This is a genomic window from Ornithinimicrobium tianjinense (assembly GCF_014636495.1).
GTDB lineage: Bacteria > Actinomycetota > Actinomycetes > Actinomycetales > Dermatophilaceae > Ornithinicoccus > Ornithinicoccus tianjinensis.
On the sequence record NZ_BMEM01000005.1, the window covers coordinates 180,621 to 196,976 of the forward strand.

The 16,356-nt window shown below is 73.4% G+C and carries 17 protein-coding genes; 8 read left to right on the forward strand and 9 right to left on the reverse strand.

Annotated features, from left to right (window positions below):
• Window positions 1–10: 10 nt before the first annotated feature.
• Window positions 11–1,036 carry an alpha-ketoacid dehydrogenase subunit beta gene (locus IEV65_RS14205; RefSeq protein WP_188431920.1) on the forward strand — a complete coding sequence of 342 codons (1,026 nt, stop codon included), beginning with the start codon at window positions 11–13 and terminating at the stop codon, window positions 1,034–1,036.
• 33 nt (window positions 1,037–1,069) lie between these two features.
• A complete protein-coding gene (locus IEV65_RS14210; protein WP_188431922.1) occupies window positions 1,070–2,518 on the forward strand; it encodes a dihydrolipoamide acetyltransferase family protein in 1,449 nt (482 codons plus the stop codon).
• Window positions 2,519–2,720: 202 nt separating this feature from the next.
• Here IEV65_RS14210 and IEV65_RS14215 read toward each other — a convergent pair whose 3' ends face one another.
• From IEV65_RS14215 to IEV65_RS14230, 4 genes are read right to left on the reverse strand one after another with little or no spacing between them, the layout of a single operon-like run.
• Window positions 2,721–3,353: a TNT domain-containing protein gene (locus IEV65_RS14215; protein ID WP_188431923.1), complete on the reverse strand. Its 633-nt coding sequence runs from the start codon at window positions 3,351–3,353 to the stop codon at window positions 2,721–2,723.
• On the reverse strand, window positions 3,350–3,736 hold the full coding sequence (locus tag IEV65_RS14220; protein ID WP_188431924.1) for a hypothetical protein: 387 nt from the start codon (window positions 3,734–3,736) through the stop codon (window positions 3,350–3,352). Before IEV65_RS14220 ends, IEV65_RS14215 begins: the two co-directional genes overlap by 4 nt.
• Entirely contained in the window at window positions 3,733–5,292 is a 1,560-nt protein-coding gene (locus IEV65_RS14225) for a glycohydrolase toxin TNT-related protein (RefSeq protein WP_188431925.1), read from the reverse strand. The genes IEV65_RS14220 and IEV65_RS14225 overlap by 4 nt, the downstream gene beginning before the upstream one ends.
• A complete protein-coding gene (locus IEV65_RS14230; RefSeq protein WP_188431926.1) occupies window positions 5,289–5,597 on the reverse strand; it encodes a hypothetical protein in 309 nt (102 codons plus the stop codon). Before IEV65_RS14230 ends, IEV65_RS14225 begins: the two co-directional genes overlap by 4 nt.
• Before the next feature lie 118 nt (window positions 5,598–5,715).
• Here IEV65_RS14230 and IEV65_RS14235 point away from each other — a divergent pair, with 118 nt between their 5' ends.
• Both IEV65_RS14235 and IEV65_RS14240 read left to right on the forward strand, forming a co-directional pair.
• Window positions 5,716–6,396 (forward strand): hypothetical protein, encoded by a 681-nt coding sequence (locus IEV65_RS14235; RefSeq protein WP_188431927.1) that lies wholly within the window; start codon window positions 5,716–5,718, stop codon window positions 6,394–6,396.
• A 5-nt stretch (window positions 6,397–6,401) separates the two neighbouring features.
• Window positions 6,402–6,806 (forward strand): hypothetical protein, encoded by a 405-nt coding sequence (locus tag IEV65_RS14240; RefSeq protein WP_188431928.1) that lies wholly within the window; start codon window positions 6,402–6,404, stop codon window positions 6,804–6,806.
• On the opposite strand, the gene IEV65_RS14245 is transcribed toward IEV65_RS14240, so the two are convergent.
• From IEV65_RS14245 to IEV65_RS14255, 3 genes are all read right to left on the reverse strand, one after another.
• Window positions 6,781–7,599, reverse strand: a complete 819-nt coding sequence (locus IEV65_RS14245; RefSeq protein WP_188431929.1) for a patatin-like phospholipase family protein — start codon at window positions 7,597–7,599, stop codon at window positions 6,781–6,783. The two genes, IEV65_RS14240 and IEV65_RS14245, sit on opposite strands and share 26 nt — an antisense overlap.
• Before the next feature lie 7 nt (window positions 7,600–7,606).
• A complete protein-coding gene (locus IEV65_RS14250; RefSeq protein ID WP_188431930.1) occupies window positions 7,607–8,503 on the reverse strand; it encodes a maleylpyruvate isomerase family mycothiol-dependent enzyme in 897 nt (298 codons plus the stop codon).
• Window positions 8,504–8,607: 104 nt separating this feature from the next.
• Window positions 8,608–9,108, reverse strand: coding sequence for a hypothetical protein (locus tag IEV65_RS14255; protein WP_188431931.1), 501 nt, complete (start codon window positions 9,106–9,108; stop codon window positions 8,608–8,610).
• 175 nt (window positions 9,109–9,283) lie between these two features.
• On the opposite strand from IEV65_RS14255, the gene IEV65_RS14260 reads away from it, so the two are divergent.
• From IEV65_RS14260 to IEV65_RS14275, 4 genes are all read left to right on the forward strand, one after another.
• Window positions 9,284–11,347, forward strand: a complete 2,064-nt coding sequence (locus IEV65_RS14260; protein ID WP_188431932.1) for a bifunctional copper resistance protein CopD/cytochrome c oxidase assembly protein — start codon at window positions 9,284–9,286, stop codon at window positions 11,345–11,347.
• Window positions 11,344–12,165 (forward strand): carbon-nitrogen family hydrolase, encoded by an 822-nt coding sequence (locus tag IEV65_RS14265; protein ID WP_188431933.1) that lies wholly within the window; start codon window positions 11,344–11,346, stop codon window positions 12,163–12,165. The genes IEV65_RS14260 and IEV65_RS14265 overlap by 4 nt, the downstream gene beginning before the upstream one ends.
• A gap of 118 nt (window positions 12,166–12,283) precedes the next feature.
• Entirely contained in the window at window positions 12,284–12,520 is a 237-nt protein-coding gene (locus IEV65_RS14270; RefSeq protein WP_188431934.1) for a DUF6458 family protein, read from the forward strand.
• Window positions 12,521–12,688: 168 nt separating this feature from the next.
• The gene (locus tag IEV65_RS14275) at window positions 12,689–13,192 is read left to right on the forward strand and encodes a GtrA family protein (protein WP_229735302.1); all 504 of its coding nucleotides are present in this window, start codon (window positions 12,689–12,691) and stop codon (window positions 13,190–13,192) included.
• Between the two features lie 191 nt (window positions 13,193–13,383).
• Here IEV65_RS14275 and IEV65_RS14280 read toward each other — a convergent pair whose 3' ends face one another.
• Together IEV65_RS14280 and IEV65_RS14285 are read right to left on the reverse strand one after the other, a co-directional pair.
• Complete coding sequence (locus IEV65_RS14280; RefSeq protein ID WP_188431935.1) at window positions 13,384–15,249, reverse strand: acyl-CoA dehydrogenase; 1,866 nt, start codon at window positions 15,247–15,249, stop codon at window positions 13,384–13,386.
• 123 nt (window positions 15,250–15,372) lie between these two features.
• Entirely contained in the window at window positions 15,373–16,302 is a 930-nt protein-coding gene (locus tag IEV65_RS14285; protein ID WP_188431936.1) for an LLM class F420-dependent oxidoreductase, read from the reverse strand.
• Window positions 16,303–16,356: the final 54 nt, after the last annotated feature.

Consider the following 16,356-nt stretch of genomic DNA (forward strand, 5'->3'; position numbering starts at 1 on the left):
CGAGACTGAGATGAGCACCACCACCCCCACCTCGACGGCGCAGCGGACCACGATCGCCAAGGCGCTCAACGCCGGCATGCGGGCCGCGATGGAGCGCGACCCCAAGGTCCTGCTCATGGGCGAGGACATCGGCAAGCTCGGCGGCGTCTTCCGCATCACCGAGGGCCTCCAGAAGGACTTCGGCGAGGACCGCGTCGTCGACACCCCGCTGGCCGAGTCCGGGATCATGGGCAGCGCGATCGGCCTGGCCCTGCGCGGCTACCGGCCCGTGGTCGAGATCCAGTTCGACGGCTTCGTCTACCCGGCCTTCGACCAGATCGTCAGCCAGGTCGCCAAGATGCACTACCGCTCGCTCGGCAAGCTCAAGCTGCCGATGGTCATCCGCATCCCCTACGGCGGCGGCATCGGCGCGGTCGAGCACCACAGCGAGTCCAACGAGTCCTACTTCATCCACACCGCCGGCCTGCGCGTCGTCACCTGCTCGACGACCGAGGACGCCTACTGGATGATGCAGCAGGCCATCGCCTCCGACGACCCGGTGGTCTTCTACGAGCCCAAGCGCCGCTACCACGAGCGTGGCGTGCTCGACCTGGGCGGCGGCCTGCCGGACCTGGCGGACGCTCCCTACGACCTCGACCAGGCCGTCGTGCGCGCCGAGGGCACCGACGTCACCGTGCTCACCTACGGCCCGATGGTCAAGGTGGCGCTCGCGGCCGCGCAGGCCGCCGAGCTGGAGGACGGCCCCTCGATCGAGGTCGTCGACCTGCGCTCGCTGTCGCCGCTGGACACCGAGGTGATCGAGGCGTCGGTCACCAAGACCGGCCGCTGCATCACGCTCTCGGAGGCGCAGACCAACACCTCGATCCACGCCGAGCTGGCCGCCCACGTGCAGCAGCACTGCTTCTACCAGCTCGAGGCCCCCGTCCTGCGGGTGGGCGGCTACAACATCCCCTACCCGCCCAGCCGGCACGAGGAGGTCTTCCTCCCCGACCTCGACCGCGTCCTGCACGCCGTCGAGACCGTCCTGGCCTACTGACCGCTTCCGAGCCCGACCCGAAAGAGGCGTCCCGTGCCCGAGTTCAAGCTGCCCGACCCCGGCGAGGGTCTCGTCGAGGCCACGATCATCCAGTGGAAGGTCGCCGTCGGCGACACGGTGCGGACCAACGACATCGTCGTCGAGGTCGAGACCGCCAAGTCGCTCGTCGAGCTGCCCATCCCCTGGGACGGCACGGTGACCGCGATCCTGGCCGAGGAGGGTCAGGAGGTCGAGGTCGGGACGCCGATCATCGTCATCGACAACGGTGACGGCGGCGGCGCCGCTGCGGCGCAGGCCGAGGCCGAGGCGGCCGCGGCCGACCTCGTGCCCAGCGCCCCGGCCGGGCCCGCGGGCGAGGCCCCCAAGCGGGAGGCCGTGCTGGTCGGCTACGGCGCGATCGAGACCGCCACCACCCGGCGTCGCCGTCGTGGCGGGGCGGCCGAGACCGCGCAGGCCGCGGACGACGCCGCCGCCGCCCGGCCCCGCCGCGCCAAGGCCAGCCCGCCGGTCCGCAAGTACGCCAAGGACCGCGGCGTCGACCTCACCCAGGTCGCACCCGCTCGTGAGGACGGCGTCGTGACCCGTTCCGACGTCGACGCCTACCTCGCCGGCGGCGCCGCCAGCGCGTCGGCGCAGCACGCGGCCGCCGAGCTCGCTGCCCCGGCCGGCCAGGGCGCCGCGACCGGCCAGGCCGCGCCGACCGGCGCCGGCGCACCTGCTGGAGCGACGGCATACCAGAGGCCGGTCCTGGACCGCACGGGCGAGCGGGAGGAGCGCACCGACGTCAAGGGCGTGCGCAAGATGACGGCGCAGGCGATGGTGAGCTCGGCGTTCACGGCGCCGCACGTCACGGAGTTCATCACCGTCGACGCGACCGCGACGATGGAGCTCGTGGAGCGCCTCAAGCGGGACCGCTCCTACGGCATGACCGACCTCAAGGTCAGCCCGCTGCTCATCCTGGCCAAGGCCCTCACGATCGCCGTCCGCCGCAACCCGGGCATGAACGCGGTCTGGGACGAGGCGGCGCAGCAGATCGTGCAGCGCAACTACGTCAACCTCGGCATCGCCGCCGCCACCCCGCGCGGGCTCGTCGTCCCGAACATCAAGGACGCCGACCTCATGGACCTGCGCCAGCTCGCCGAGGCGATGCAGGACCTCGTCGCCACCGCCAAGGCCGGCCGCACTCAGCCCGCGGACATGTCCGGCGGCACCATCACGATCACCAACGTGGGCGTCTTCGGCGTCGACACCGGCACCCCGATCATCAACCCCGGCGAGTCGGCGATCGTCGCCTTCGGCGCGGTCCGGCGGATGCCGTGGGTCGTCGGCTCCGGTGCGGACGAGCGCATCGAGCCGCGCTGGGTCACGCAGCTGGCCGTGTCCTTCGACCACCGCCTCATCGACGGCGAGCTGGGCTCGATGTTCCTCGCCGACCTCGCCGGCCTCATCGAGGACCCGGCCCGGGCGCTGGTCTGGGGCTGAGACGCGGCGCGGGTGGCCCGGGCCTTGTGCCCGGGCCGCTGGAGGGGTGCTGCGCTCTCGCCCGAGCGTTCAAACCGGCACTGTGGGAGCCGGCCCCGTCTGCGCCGCGTGGTTGTGGGGCCGTGTGGGGAGCGACACGGAAAGTGCCGGTCTGAACGTCCGCGCCGTGGTCGCCGGGACGTCGCCGGGACGGCGCAGTGCGTCAGACGGGGGTGACCTCGAGCAGCTCGCCCTGCTCGACGTGCCACTGCACGGGGTAGCCCAGCGCGACCATCGGGCCGCCTCCGGGCTGCTCGAACCAGGCGGCCGTCAGACCCTCCGTCGACAGCGAGAGCGCTGACCGCACCTCGTAGACGTGACGGGGCGCCCCGAGCGCCGTGGGAGGCAGGGAGCGGTGCTCGAACGGGGTCCCGTAGGCGTAGGCGTGGTGAGCACTGGGCGTGCCGACCACCTCGATGACGTCTCCGGCGGCCAGCGCGGCGGGACCGGCCGCACCCTGCCGCTCGAGGCAGCGCGCGGCGATCGCGCGCGCGGTGCGTCGCCCCCGCTCCGCGAGATCTGTCCGGTCCACCCCGCGCGGGGACGTCGTGGGCGACAGCAGCCCGAGGACGAGCGCGATGACCTCGTGCCCCTCCGTGAGGTGGCGGTAGGGGCGGTAGGCACCACGGGACACCCCGCCCACCGACCAGCCCTCCAGCGGGAGCACCACCCAGGGGCCCTCCGGCGGCAGGGGAGCGGTGCGGTCGGGAGGCGGGCAGACGACGGCCGCGGAGGCCGGGTGCCCGGCCTGACGGAGGGCGTCGGACAGCAGGCCCTGCAGCTCAGCGGGCGTCATACCTCGCCCCGCGCTTCGCGGGCGCGACGGGACCGCTCCAGGACGGCCTGCAGCCTGGCCTCTCGGGTGGCGTCGAGCTCGGCGGCCTCGGCCTCGGTCAGGCGGACCCGCCGGCGCGCGAGCGAGAGCGACTCGGCGGCCAGCTGCTGGACAGCCTCGCGCTCGGTGGCGAACCAGCGAGGGTTGTAGACCGTGTCCCGGTCGTAGCTCGCGACCGTCCAGCCGCCGTCCGACGCCCGCGACAGCAGCCTCTCGCCGGTCCCGCGCCGTTGGTTGCGGTCGTCGGCGTAGCCGACGTCCTCCGGGCTGCGCCCGAGCGCGACGAGGAACGCGCGCAGCTCGGCCATGGTGGTCACGGACAGGGGGTCGGGTTCGTTGCTCACGGGCTCTCGATCTCCACCAGGTAGCCGTTATCGATGTACCACTGGATGTCCCGTGGTTCGGGGAAGTGGTACTGCAGGCCGCCGCCCGGCTGCTCGAACCAGGGGGCGATCTCGCCCTCGGTGACCCCGTCGAGCGGCCTCACCACGCGGTAGCGCCCGTAGCTGTAGTTGATGCTCGAGGGCGGCAGAGCACGCTGGTCGAAGGGGACGCCCTCGGGCGCGGCGAAGTAGCCGCCCTGAGGGCTGCCGAAGCGGTCGATGACGTCGCCCGGCTCCAGGGTGCTGGGCATGCGCGGCCCGGCGAAGCCGTCGTCGGGCGGGTAGCGCCAGCCGCCGCCCTGGGCGTTGACGTAGGTGTCGTAGAACTCCTGCTCCGACAGCGAGCCGTAGGGGTTGAAGCCGTCGGGGTAGAGGTGCCCGTCGGGACCGGTGCGGTCGACCGGCTTGGGCTGCATCCACGCGGGGAGCTCGTCGATGTCGACGTGCGGGCCGCGCGGGGGTCGGGAGCTGCCCGGCCCGGACCCGGGGCCGAGTCCCCGGAAGAAGTCGTCGAGCTGACGGCGCAGACGTGGCAGCAGGCCCTGGAGCGCCTTCTTGGCGACGCGCAGGATGGCGCCGCCAGGGATCACCGAGGTCACCGCCGTGAGCAGCGCCTCGCCCGCCAGCTGCTGGACGAGCTGCTGACCGTCGATCTTCCCCTCGCCCCAGTCGGCGATCGTGTCGACCATCTCGCCGGCACCCACCAGCGCGGCGCCGCCGCTCATGATGGCCAGCGCGACCCCGGCCCCGGGGACCCCGGCCAGCGCCCCGACCCCGGTGAGGCTGGCGATCACCGCCAGGATGAGCAGGACGGCCCCGACGACGACCAGGATCCAGCCCACCACCTTGAGCACGATCGCCACGATGCGCAGGATGATGACGTTGTTCTTGATCCACTCGCGCACCTCGGCGAGATTCTCGTCGATCCAGGCGCCCAGCTGGCCGGACGTCTCGTCCCACCACGAGGCCATCGCCTCCCAGGCCTTGGAGACCTCCTCGGCGAGGGTGTCCCAGGCGTCGCTGATCTGCCCGGCCAGCCACTCCGCGCCGTCGCGGATGCCGCCGAGGATGTCGCCACCGAGCCGGCGCAGCCCGCCGACCGACAGCAGCGGGGGCTCGTCGGGCTCAGGCTCCGCCGGTTGCTCCGGGACGAACTGCGTGGGTGCCGCCGGAGGCACGGAGCCCCCGGTGAGCGCGCTGATCGACGTCTCCTCCGGCCGGGCCGGCTGCTCGTCGACGCGGAGCTCACGACGGGCGAGAGAGTCGCGGAGGGCCCCCGACGAGGGCAGGCTCGCGATCCGCTCGGCCTCGCGCTCGCGGCCGCGCAGCGCGGGCAGGACGTCGGCGGCCAGGTCGGCCTTGGCACCCAGGGCGGCGTCCAGGTGGTGGGTCGGCACGCCCAGCCGCACCAGGTCGGAGCGCAGGGCGCGGACGTGCTCGTCGACGCTGGACACCACCCGCCGCAGGTCGGCGTTCACGCCGTGCAGCGCCCTGTGGTCGATGTGCACCGTGCTCATCGCAGTCCGTACCTCGCGCGCAGGGCGTCGGCCCGCTCCGGGCTGACCATGCTCGGCTGGGCGTCCCGCGCCGCCTCGATGTCCTCGAGGGCCCTGTCGAGCTGGGAGTAGAGGGTGGAGGACACCGGCTGGAGGTGGTTGTCACGGAACCTGCGCGCCGCCGGGCTGCGCCACGCCTGCCCGTCGCCGACGGCCTCCAGCGGCCCCCGCATCGACGGCACCGACCCCCTCGCCCGGCGAGCCTGGCGCAGCAGGTCCTCCAGCTCGGCGCGCAGCGGGTTGGCCACGCTCGCGTCCTCCACCATCGGCCCTGCCCTCCCACGTCCCGCAACGTCCGTCGTCCCGCGGGACACTCTCGCACGCGGGGCAGAGTGGGGCAAACGCGGTTCAGGAAGGCCCCTGCCATGGGTCAGACTGTCGCCCATGGACGCGCAGGAGGGTCGGACCGCATGGACGGAGCTGGGGGCTCCCGGGGCGAGCACGGGGGTGGGGAGACCACCTTTCCGCTATCGCATCGAGGTGCCTCCGGGCTGGAAGGTGCTCCGGGCCGACCAGCTCGCGCAGGACGTCGAGGCGATGTGCGTGGCCACGCCCGGCTGGTCCAACCTGCCGCCGGCGCAGCAGGTCGCGCTGCGCCAGGCCCTCACCGACGTGGGGACCCAGGCTCGCGTCGGCGGTGCCGTGCTCGTCGCGGCCGATGCGGGGTACGACAAGGACACCGGCGAGATGCTCATGGGCGCTCTCACCCTGGCCTGGGTGCGCACGTGGCCGCTCGAGGCCGACACCGAGCTCGCCGAGCTGATGGCGCAGAGCTCGGGTCAGACGCGGCAGTTCGCCGGCGCCCACTCCGTCGGGGTGCTGCAGTCCGGTGTCGCGGACACCGGGACCGAGGTGGTGCCCGGGGCGGGCTCCACGGCCCGCACGACGCAGGCCTTCGTGCCCACGCCCGGGACGAGCTGGATGGCCGTCGTCACGGGCACCACCCCGCAGCAACGGATGGCCGCCCTGATGGAGCGCGCCACCGAGCGGATGGCGGCCTCGCTCCTCCTGGACGATGCGGGCGAGAGCGCGACGGTCGTCCCGGCCGGCGACGGCATACCGTGACCCTCATGGCCTCCCGCCCCCGCCTCAAGGACCGCCTCTTCACCGTCCTCTGCACCGCCGCCGCCGCGGCGGTGCTCCTCCTGGGCGCCTCCCGCGGCAACGTGCGGGTGGGGGCCGCGGGAGCCGCGTTCTTCCTCGGGTATGCCGCGCTCCACTCGGTCACGCGCCGGCTCACCCCCGCGGCGCGGCTGCTCACCGGGGACGAGGCGGACCAGCGGGAGCGGATGGCGCAGTTCCGGGCGACGCGGACCGCCGGGCAGGTGGCGCTCGGGATCGCCGCGCTGGCGCTGCTGCTCGACCTCGCGGTCGGCTGGGAGCCGGGGGTCTGGGTCGCGGGGGCGTGCGTGGCCGTGGTGGCGGCGTTCGGGGTGGCGCTGCGGGTGTTCAGCCGACCGGTGGCACCAGCCTGAGCAGGTCCTCCGCCCGCTCGCGCGCCGCCGCGGCGCCGGCGTCGATCGCCAGACCGGCCTTGTGGAAGTCGCCGATCTCCACGCCGTCGATCGCCGGGTCGAGCAGCACGTCGGGCTGGTAGAACGACAGCCGGGCGGACGTCAGCTGCGCCTGCATCACGTCGATCGACCGCATGATCTCGCGGAAGGCGGCCCGGTGGCGCCGCGGGGCCTCGCCCGTGGCCTCGACGGCGACGAGCGGCGTCGCGTTGACCGCCAGCACCCGCCGGGCGCCGAGGAAGAGCGCCCCGTCGACCGGGATCTGGTTGAGGATGCCGCCGTCGACGAGCTGGGCCTCGGGCAGCTCGACCGGCTCGACGAAGCCGGGGTAGGCCGTGGTCGCGCGGATCGCGGGGATGAGGTCGCCCTCGCTGAGGTAGTGGATCTGCCCCCGGCGCAGGTCGCTCGCGGTGAGGACCAGGGGCAGCTCCAGGTCCTCGAACCTCGCGGGCAGCCGCTCCTCCAGCCAGGTCTCGAACGCGCGGGTGCTCATCAGCCGGCCGGTGATGCGCCAGTCGATGAGCCGGGCCCAGCGCATGTCGCGCGCGAGGGCGTCCATCTCGGCCGCTGTGTAGCCGGCCGCCACGAACGCCCCGACCAGGCCGCCCATGCTCGTGCCCGACACGACGTCGGGGTGGATGCCGAGCTCCTCGAGCACCCCGAGGACCCCGATGTGGCACAGCCCCCGGGCCCCGCCGCCCCCGAGCGCCAGCCCGAGATGAGGCTCGGGCGCACCCTGCCTGACGTGCGGCATACGGACCTCAGGGGGTGACCGTGAGCGCGTCGAGCACGCGCCGCGCCAGGTCCTCGTCCCCGACCACCTGGTATGCCGTGTCCTCCGTCGAGCGGCGACCCGCGGCGCGGCGGGTGAGCTCGTGGGTGGACAGGGAGATGGTGGTGGCGCTCTCCTGCTCGTCCCGCTCGTGGACGATCGGGTGGGCGTCCTCGGACTCGGTGTGGCCGGTGAAGAGCACGTGGCCGACGAGCTCGCCGTCCGCGTCGGTGCCCACGCGGACGCCGGCCCGGCCCAGGACCGGCCCGGTGCTCTCGAGGATGACGACCGTGCCCGGCTCGGGGCGCACCCGCCGGACCACCACGCGGGGCAGCGAGTCGAGGACGAAGGTGACGAACTGGCTCGCGCCGGGGGAGTCCAGGGAGCCGGGCCGGTTGACCACCTCGCGCAGGTCCTGCTCGTGGTTCCACACGTCCGCCAGTCGGAGGGCCACCAGCGGGCCGAACTGCAGCTCCTCGCCCATGACGCTACGCACCGGGGTCTCGAGGGTGAGGTCGGGGTCGTACATCTGGGCCGACCGGAGCTCCACGAGCCCGCGCAGCTCGGCGACGAGGTCGGCCGGGTCACGGTCGCGCAGCGCGCGGATGCCCTCCTCGTTCCAGGCGCCGAAGTCGTTGACGACGTGCTCGGGAGTGTCCCCGGGCTGCGCCGAGGCGCCTGCGGGGTGGTCGGAGCCGGAGAGGTAGTCCTCGTGGTGGACCACGTGGGCGAGGTGGTCCCGGGCGGTCCAGCCCGGGCACGCGGTCGGGCTGTCCCAGTCGGTCTCGCTCAGCCCGTCGCAGACGGCGGCGAAGGAGGTCAGGGTCTGTCGGTAGGCCTCGATCAGGCCGGGCACGTCGGACGGGGGCGATGGATGGACCGGCATACCCTCAGGCTAGCGGCGACGCCGCCCACCCCGGAGGGTGAACGGCGTCGGTCGCTCGGCGCGGACCGTGGTCGCGCCGCGGTGCGGGCCGGTGGCCCGCAGGCTCAGCCGGAGCAGGAGGCGAGGAACTCCTCCTGGGCCGCGGCGGAGTCGGTCACGTCGATCTCCGGCAGCGTGATCTCGGCGTCGGTCGGGGACTTCTCCGGGTCGTCCAGGACGGCGTCGGAGGCCTCGACGAACGGGGCGTTGATGCGCTCGACGAGCGCCCCCTGGTCGCCCTCGGCGCCCAGATCCTCGATGCGCTGCTTGAGCAGGTTGACCTCGCCGAAGGAGGCGGGGTCGAGGGTCTCGCCGGACTCCAGGAGGGCCCGGTCCTTCTCGGCGCGCTCGGCCAGGCTCACTGGGACGTTCTGGAAGAACGCGGCGCAGACCTCGTCGGTCATCGCCGCGTCCGTGGCCCCGCTGGTGGCGGCGGCGTCGTCCGCCGCGGTGGTGGTGCTCGCCTCGTCGACGCCCGCCGAGCCGGCGGTCGTGCTGTCGGCGCCGCAGCCGGCCAGGAACAGGGTCAGGCCCAGGGTGGCGGCGGTCAGAACGGTGCTACGCATGCAGATCAGTCCTCTTCTTCACTCACATCGGTGTCGTCACGGGTCGCAGCGCAGGCCCGACCGCCGATGTGGATCCAGCTGACCCCGGCACGCCGGCCACCCTGTCTGCTGCGACCTTCGATTGTGCCACGGGCGGCCGGCTGCCCGTCCACCGGCCGGACCTAGCATGGAGGGCATGCCCACCGCCAGCGCCCGCCCGCCCGCCACCGCAGCCCCCGGCCGGGTGCTCGGCGGCCGCGGCGTGCCGGTCGTGGCCCTGCTGGTCGCTCTCCTCGTGGCCGTGCCGGCCGCCGGCCTCTCCGGTGCCGCGGCGCCCGTGATCCTCGGCGACGCCGGACCGCTGGTCCGGTGGGGTATGCCGCTCGTCGGCGTCGTGCACTCGCTCGCCGCCGCGCTCACGGTCGGGCTCCTGGTCGTCGGTGCCTTCCTCGTGCGGGAGGGCCGCACCACCGACCGGCGGGGCACCGCGGCACGGGCCGCGGAGGCCTCCGCCCTGGTCTGGCTCGTCGCGACGGCGGTGACGCTCTACCTCACCTACGGCGAGCTCGCCGGGCTCGCGCCCGGCACCCCGGGCTACCTGGGCCAGGTCGTCGCGAACGCCTGGCCGCTGGAGCCGATGCGGCTGCTCACGACCGAGCTGGGGCTGGTCTCGGCGCTGGTCGTGCTGCTGCTGTGGGCGCGGACCCGGGGCGCGCTGGCGTGGTCGGCCGCGCTCGCCGTCGCCTCGCTCGTGCCGGCCGCCTTCGCCGGTCACTCCACGTCCGCCACCGGTCACGAGACCGCCGTCACCGGGCTGGGGCTGCACGTGCTCGGGCTCAGCGTCTGGGTGGGCGGGCTGATGGCGCTGGCGCTGCTGCTGCCGGTGCTCGGCCCGGCGCTGCCGGACACCGTCCGGCGTTTCTCGACCCTGGCGGCGTGGGCCTTCCCGACGGTGGCCCTGTCGGGGATCCTCTTCGCGACAGGGTCGGTGGGGGGACCGGCCGGGCTCGCCACGGCATACGGGACCATCCTGATGATCAAGACCGGGCTGCTCGTCCTGCTCGGCGTGGGTGGTTGGCTGCAGCGGCGCACCGTGGTCTCCCGCGGGGTCGACAGCGCCGCGCGGTTCGCCCGGCTGGCCGTCGGTGAGCTGGTGCTGATGGGCGCGGCCGTGGGGCTCGGGGTGGTCCTCGGGCGGACCCCGCCGCCGGTCTCGGAGCCGGCCGTCCGCGACGTCGTCGTCGACCTGACGGGCTACCCGCTGCCGGAGCCGTGGTCGTGGGGCGCGATGGTCACCGAGTGGCGGGTCGACTGGCTGTTCTCCCTGGCGGCGCTGGTCGCGGTGGGTCTGTACCTCTGGGGGACGCTGCGCCTGCGGGCCCGGGGTGACCGCTGGCCGCTGTGGCGGCTGCTGCTGTGGGCCCTCGGCTGGGGGCTGTTCGTCTACGTGACCAACGGGGGGCCGGGCGTCTACGGCCGGGTGATGTTCTCGGTCCACATGGTCGAGCACATGGCGCTGATGATGTTCGTCCCGATCCTGCTGGTGCCGGCGCAGGCCATCACGCTGGCCGTGCGGGCGTTGCCGGCACGCCGCGACCGCACGCTGGGGCCGCGCGAGGTGCTGCTGGCGGTGGTCCACTCCGCGTGGGCCCGGGTCGTCGTCAACCCGGCCGTGGCGGGCCTGATGTTCTTCGGCAGCCTCGTCGTCTTCTACTGGAGCGGGCTCCTGGAGTGGGCGCTCACCACGCACGCCGGGCACGTGTTCATGGTGGTCCACTTCAGCCTCACCGGATACGCGTTCGTGTGGTCGCTGGTCGGCCAGGACCCCGGCCCGCCGAAGTGGGCGGCGCCCTTCCGCGTGATGGTGCTCCTCGCGACGCTCGCGGCGCACGCGTTCTTCGGCCTGTCGATCATGCAGGGCAGCTGGCTGCTCGCGCCCGGCTTCTTCAAAGCGCTGCAGGTGCCGTGGGTGCCCGACCTGCTCGCCGACCAGCAGCTCGGCGGGATGATCGCCTGGGGGATCGGCGAGGCGCCCACCGTCATCCTCATGCTCATGGTCGCGGTCGACTGGATGCGCCGCGACGACCGTGAGGCCAGACGCTCCGACCGGCAGGCCGAGCGCGACAACGACGCCGAGCTGGCGGCCTACAACGCCCGGCTCGCGGCCATCGGACAGCGCGGCCGCGCTGCCGACCACGACCGACAGGTGCACCACGATCGACAGGTGCACCACGACGCCCAGGAGGGGACACGCCCATGAAGATCGCCGTGATCCAGGTCGCCTACGGCGAGGGCGCCGACGAGTCCGTCGAGGAGCGGGCCGCCCGGGTCGCCGGGCTGGTGCGCACGCACGGCGCCGGCCACGACCTCGTCGTCCTGCCCGAGCTGTGGAGCGCGGGCGGGTTCGCCGCGCGGGAGTGGGAGGCGCGCAGCCAGTCCCTCTCGGGGGCCGCGCTCCCGCCGGCCCTCGCGCCGCTCGCGGAGGCGGCACGCCATACCGGGGCCGTCCTGCACGCAGGATCGGTGGTGGAGCGCACCGACGAGCCCGGCCCGCAGGGGCGCCACCTGTGGAACACCTCCGTCCTCCTCGGCCCCGACGGCGAGGTCCTGGAGACCTACCGCAAGGTGCACCGGTTCGGCTTCGGCGCCGGTGAGCCGCGGCTGATGGAGGCGGGGGAGGAGCTCGTGGTCACCGACCTGCCGGCCCCCGCGGACGGGCTCGTGACCGGGCTGAGCACCTGCTACGACCTGCGCTTCCCCGAGCTCTACCGGCGTCTCGTCGACCTCGGCGCCGAGCTCTTCCTCGTGCCGGCGGCGTGGCCCGAGCCGCGGATCGAGGCGTGGCGCCTGCTGCTGCGCGCCCGGGCGATCGAGGACCAGTGCTTCGTCGTCGCCTGCAACACCGCGGGCGAGCACGCGGGCCAGCGGATGGGCGGCCGCTCGGCGGTCATCTCGCCGACCGGGGAGGTGCTGGCCGAGGCCGGGACGGGCGAGGAGGTGCTGTCGGTCGACATCGACCCCGCGCTCGTCCGGACGGTGCGTGCCGGCTTCCCCGTGCTGGACGACCGACGGCTCTAGCGACGGAGGGCGCGACCGGCCTCAGCGGTCCCAGCGGTCCCAGCGCGTCAGAGGGCGGCGTCCGACCTGCGGCGTTAGTGTGAGGGCAGCCGCCCCTTCATCGAAAGGACGTACACACATGGGACTCGGTCTCGGCATTCTGCTCCTCGTGCTCGGCGCGATCATGGCGTTCGCCGTCAACTACAGCTTCGGCGCCATCGAGGTCTCGACGATCGGCTACATCCTCATGGCCGCGGGTGTGCTCACCCTGCTCCTCGGCCTGGTGATGAACGCCCAGCGCACCAACACCACCCACCGCGAGGTCGTCGACCGCCACACGGACGCCGACGTCCGTCGTCGCGACGACAGCCTCTGACCGCCTCGCGCCCGGGACGGGCCTGGACGTCGCGCTCGTCGAGCGTGCGTCCAGGCCCGTCGCCTATCCTCTGCTGCGTCCCCTACCTGTGACCTGGGTCGTCCCGTCCCTGTCCCCGCGTCCACCTGCCCGCGCCGTTGCCGAGGCGCCCCAGCCCAGAGGCCTGCCATGACCGAAGCCGAGCTCGTCGCCGGGACGGCTCCGCGCCGCTCCGCCGCTGACCGGTTCGCCCAGCTGCGCGACCGGGTGCACGCGGCGCTCCCCGGCCGGCTGCGGTCGCTGGTGCCGTCCACCGCGATCGGCTTCGCGGTCCTGAGCTCGTTCACGTATGCCGTGGACCTCACCATCCTCTTCGTCCTGGACAGCGTGCTCGGCGTCTTCTACCCGGTGGCGGTGACGACCGGCTACGTGGTGGCGTTCGGCCTGGCGTTCGTGCTCAACCGCTGGCTCAACTTCCGGGTCCACGGCCACGCCGGTCGCCAGACCGGGCGCTACGTGCTCACCGTGCTCAGCAACTACCTCATCTTCATCCTGGGGCTCGCTTGGCTCCTGGAGTCGCAGGGCGTCCCCGGCCTCGCCGCCCGGCTCATCGCCGGCGCCTGCGAGGCCGTCTACATGTACCTCATGATGCGCAGCTTCGTCTTCCGGCCCGGCCGTCACGACGTCGGCTAGCGCCCGGGCCACCTGGTCCCGGGCGCAACCCACTCACCGGAGTGGTCCGTGCACGCATTTGGGAGCAGACCCGGGCGCAACCCACTCACCGGAGTGGTCCGTGCACGCACCTGGGGGCAGGGCCGGGCCTAACCCACTCACCGGAGTGGGTCGCGCCCGGGTGCCGCGCCGATGCCTGCCGCCCGTGAGCCTCAGAACGCCTCGACGGGAAGGTCCATCAGCGAGGTGTCGGGGGCGGTGATGATCCGGCGGTCGGACCCCAGTCGCGGCAGCACCTCCGCGGCGAAGAACCGGGCCGCCGCGACCTTGCCCTGCAGGTATGCCGTGTCGTCCGGTCGCTCGCCGGCGTCCAGCAGCCGCTGGGCCACCTCCGCCTGGCGCAGGAGCAGCCAGCCGATGAGCAGGTCACCGCTGGCCAGCAGCAGGCGGGTGGTGCCCAGCCCCACGGCATACACCTCGGTCGGCTCGGCCTGCGAGGCGATCGCCTTGCCGGTCATGAACTCCACCATCTGCTGCACCTCGCCGAGCGCGCGGGCGACGGCCGCGCGGACCTCGCCCAGCCCGTCCTCCGCCTGGGCCGACACGGTCCGCAGGACCTGGCCCGCGACATACCCGAGGGCAGTGCCCTTGTCCCGCAAGATCTTCCGGAAGAAGAAGTCCATGCCCTGGATCGCCGTGGTGCCCTCGTAGAGCGAGTCGATCTTGGAGTCGCGGACGTACTGCTCGACCGGGTAGTCCTGCAGGAAGCCGGACCCGCCGAACGTCTGCAGCGACTCGGTGCCCAGCAGCGTGAACGCGCGCTCCGAGCCGCAGCCCTTGACGAGCGGCAGCAGCAGGTCGTTGACCCGGGCGGCGAGAGCGGCGGGGGAGTCGGCGTCGACCGCCTCCCGTCCGGACAGGTCCTGCGCGGCGTGCACCTCGTCCTGGAAGGAGGCCGTGTAGAGCATGAGCGCCCGCAGCCCCTCGGCGTAGGACTTCTGGAGCATGAGGGAGCGGCGCACGTCGGGGTGGTGGGTGATCGTCACGCGCGGGGCCGACTTGTCGCTCATCTGCGTCAGGTCGGCGCCCTGCACGCGCTCCTTGGCGTAGTCGAGCGCGTTGAGGTAGCCGGTCGAGAGCGTCGCGATCGCCTTCGTGCCGACGAGCATGCGGGCGTACTCGATGATCCGGAACATCTGGGCGATGCCGTCGTGGACCTCGCCCAGGAGGTAGCCGCGGGCCGGGCGCGACTCGTCCTCGCCGAAGCGCAGCTCGCAGGTGGTGGAGACCTTGAGCCCCATCTTGTGCTCGATGTTGGCGACCTGGACGCCGTTGCGCTCGCCGAGCTCGCCCGTCTCGAGGTCGACGTCGTAGTCGGTGAGGACGAACAACGACAGGCCCTTGGTGCCGACCCCGGCGCCCTCGGGGCGGGCGAGCACGAAGTGGACGACGTTGTCGTAGAACGGGGCCGTGCCGCTGGTGATGAAGCGCTTGACGCCGGTGATGTGCCAGGTGCCGTCGCCGGCCTTGACCGCCTTGGTGCGGCCGGCCCCGACGTCGCTGCCGGCGTCGGGCTCGGTGAGGACCATGGTGGCGCCCCAACGGTGGTCGACCATGTGCTGGGCGAGCCGCTGCTGGTCGGGGGTGCCGAGGCGCTGGAGCACGTTGGCGAAGGTGAACGTGGAGGCGTACATCCGCAGGGCCGGGTTGGCGCCGAGGACGTACTCGGTCATGCCCCAGGTCAGGCTGGGCGGGGCCGCGGTGCCGCCCAGGGCCGGGTCCATCTCCAGGCGCCACCACTCGCCCTCGATCCAGGCCTGGTATGACGCGACGAAGCTCTCGGGCATCGTCACCTGGCCGGTGGTCGGGTCGAGCACGGGCGGGTGGCGGTCCGCGTCGGCGAAGGAGGCCGCGATGGGGCCCTCGCAGAGCTCGGCCACCTGGCGCAGCACGTCGCGCGCGGTCTCCTCGTCGACGTCCTCGAAGGGGGCCGTGCCCAGCACCTTGCCCCGCTCCAGCACGTCGAACAGCATGAACTCGGTGTCTCGAACGTTGCTCTTGTAGTGCCCCGACGACATCGTCGACCAACCTCCCAGGTATCCGGTACTCGAAGTATCTACTTCCTGGTAACAAGTGTGCACCAGCGGGTGCGCGGGGGCAAGGGCCGTTCCTGCCCCCCACCGAGCGCGTGGCGTGGTGGCTCAGAGCTGCGGCATCACCTCGGCCGCGATCAGCTCGGCGTGCTCGACGTCGGAGATGTCGAGCAGCTGCAGGTAGTAGCGCTCGGCGCCCGTCTGCTCGCGCCACGTGCCGAGGCGGTCGACGACCTCGGCCGGCGAGCCCGCCAGGCCGTTGGTCCGCAGCTCCTCGACCTCGCGCCCGATGGCGTCGGCCCGGCGGCGCAGCTCGGCCTCGTCCCGACCCACGCAGGCGACGAGCGCGACCGAGCGCAGCACCGTCGCGGGGTCGCGTCCGATGGCGCGGCAGGCCTCGTCGACGCGGGCGAACTGCGCGACCGTGTCAGCCACCGTCGGGAACGCCATGTTGAACTCGTCCGCGAAGCGCGCGGCCAGCGCCGGCGTCCGCCTCTTCCCGCCGCCACCCATGACGATCGGCGGCCGAGGCCGCTGCACGGGCTTCGGCAGCGCCGGCGAGTCGGTGATCCTCAGAGTCCTGCCCTCGAAGCTGAAGCGCTCCCCGGGCGCCGCGCTCCACATACCGGAGATCACCGTGAGCGCGTCCTCGAGGAGGTCGAAGCGCTCGGGCGCGGAGGGGAAGGGTATGCCGTGCGCGCTGTGCTCGGCCTCGAACCAGCCCGCGCCCAGCCCGAGGTCGACGCGGCCGCCGCTCATCTCGTCGACCTGGGCGACCTGCACGGCGAGGAGGGCCGGGTGGCGGAAGGTGACCGAGGTGACGAGGGTGCCGAGCCGGATCCGGGAGGTCTCGCGGGCGAGCGCGGCGAGGGTGAGCCAGGCGTCGGTCGGCCCGGGCAGGCCCTCGCGGCCCATGGCCAGGAAGTGGTCGGAGCGGAAGAACGCGGAGTAACCGCACGCCTCCGCCGTCTGCGCGAGGCGCAGCTGGTCGGCATACGTGGCCCCCTGCTGGGGCTCGACGAAGACACGGAGATCCATGCCGCCAGTCTGCCCGCTCGCCCACCGGGCGCGTTCGGTGGGCGGTAGGGGGGT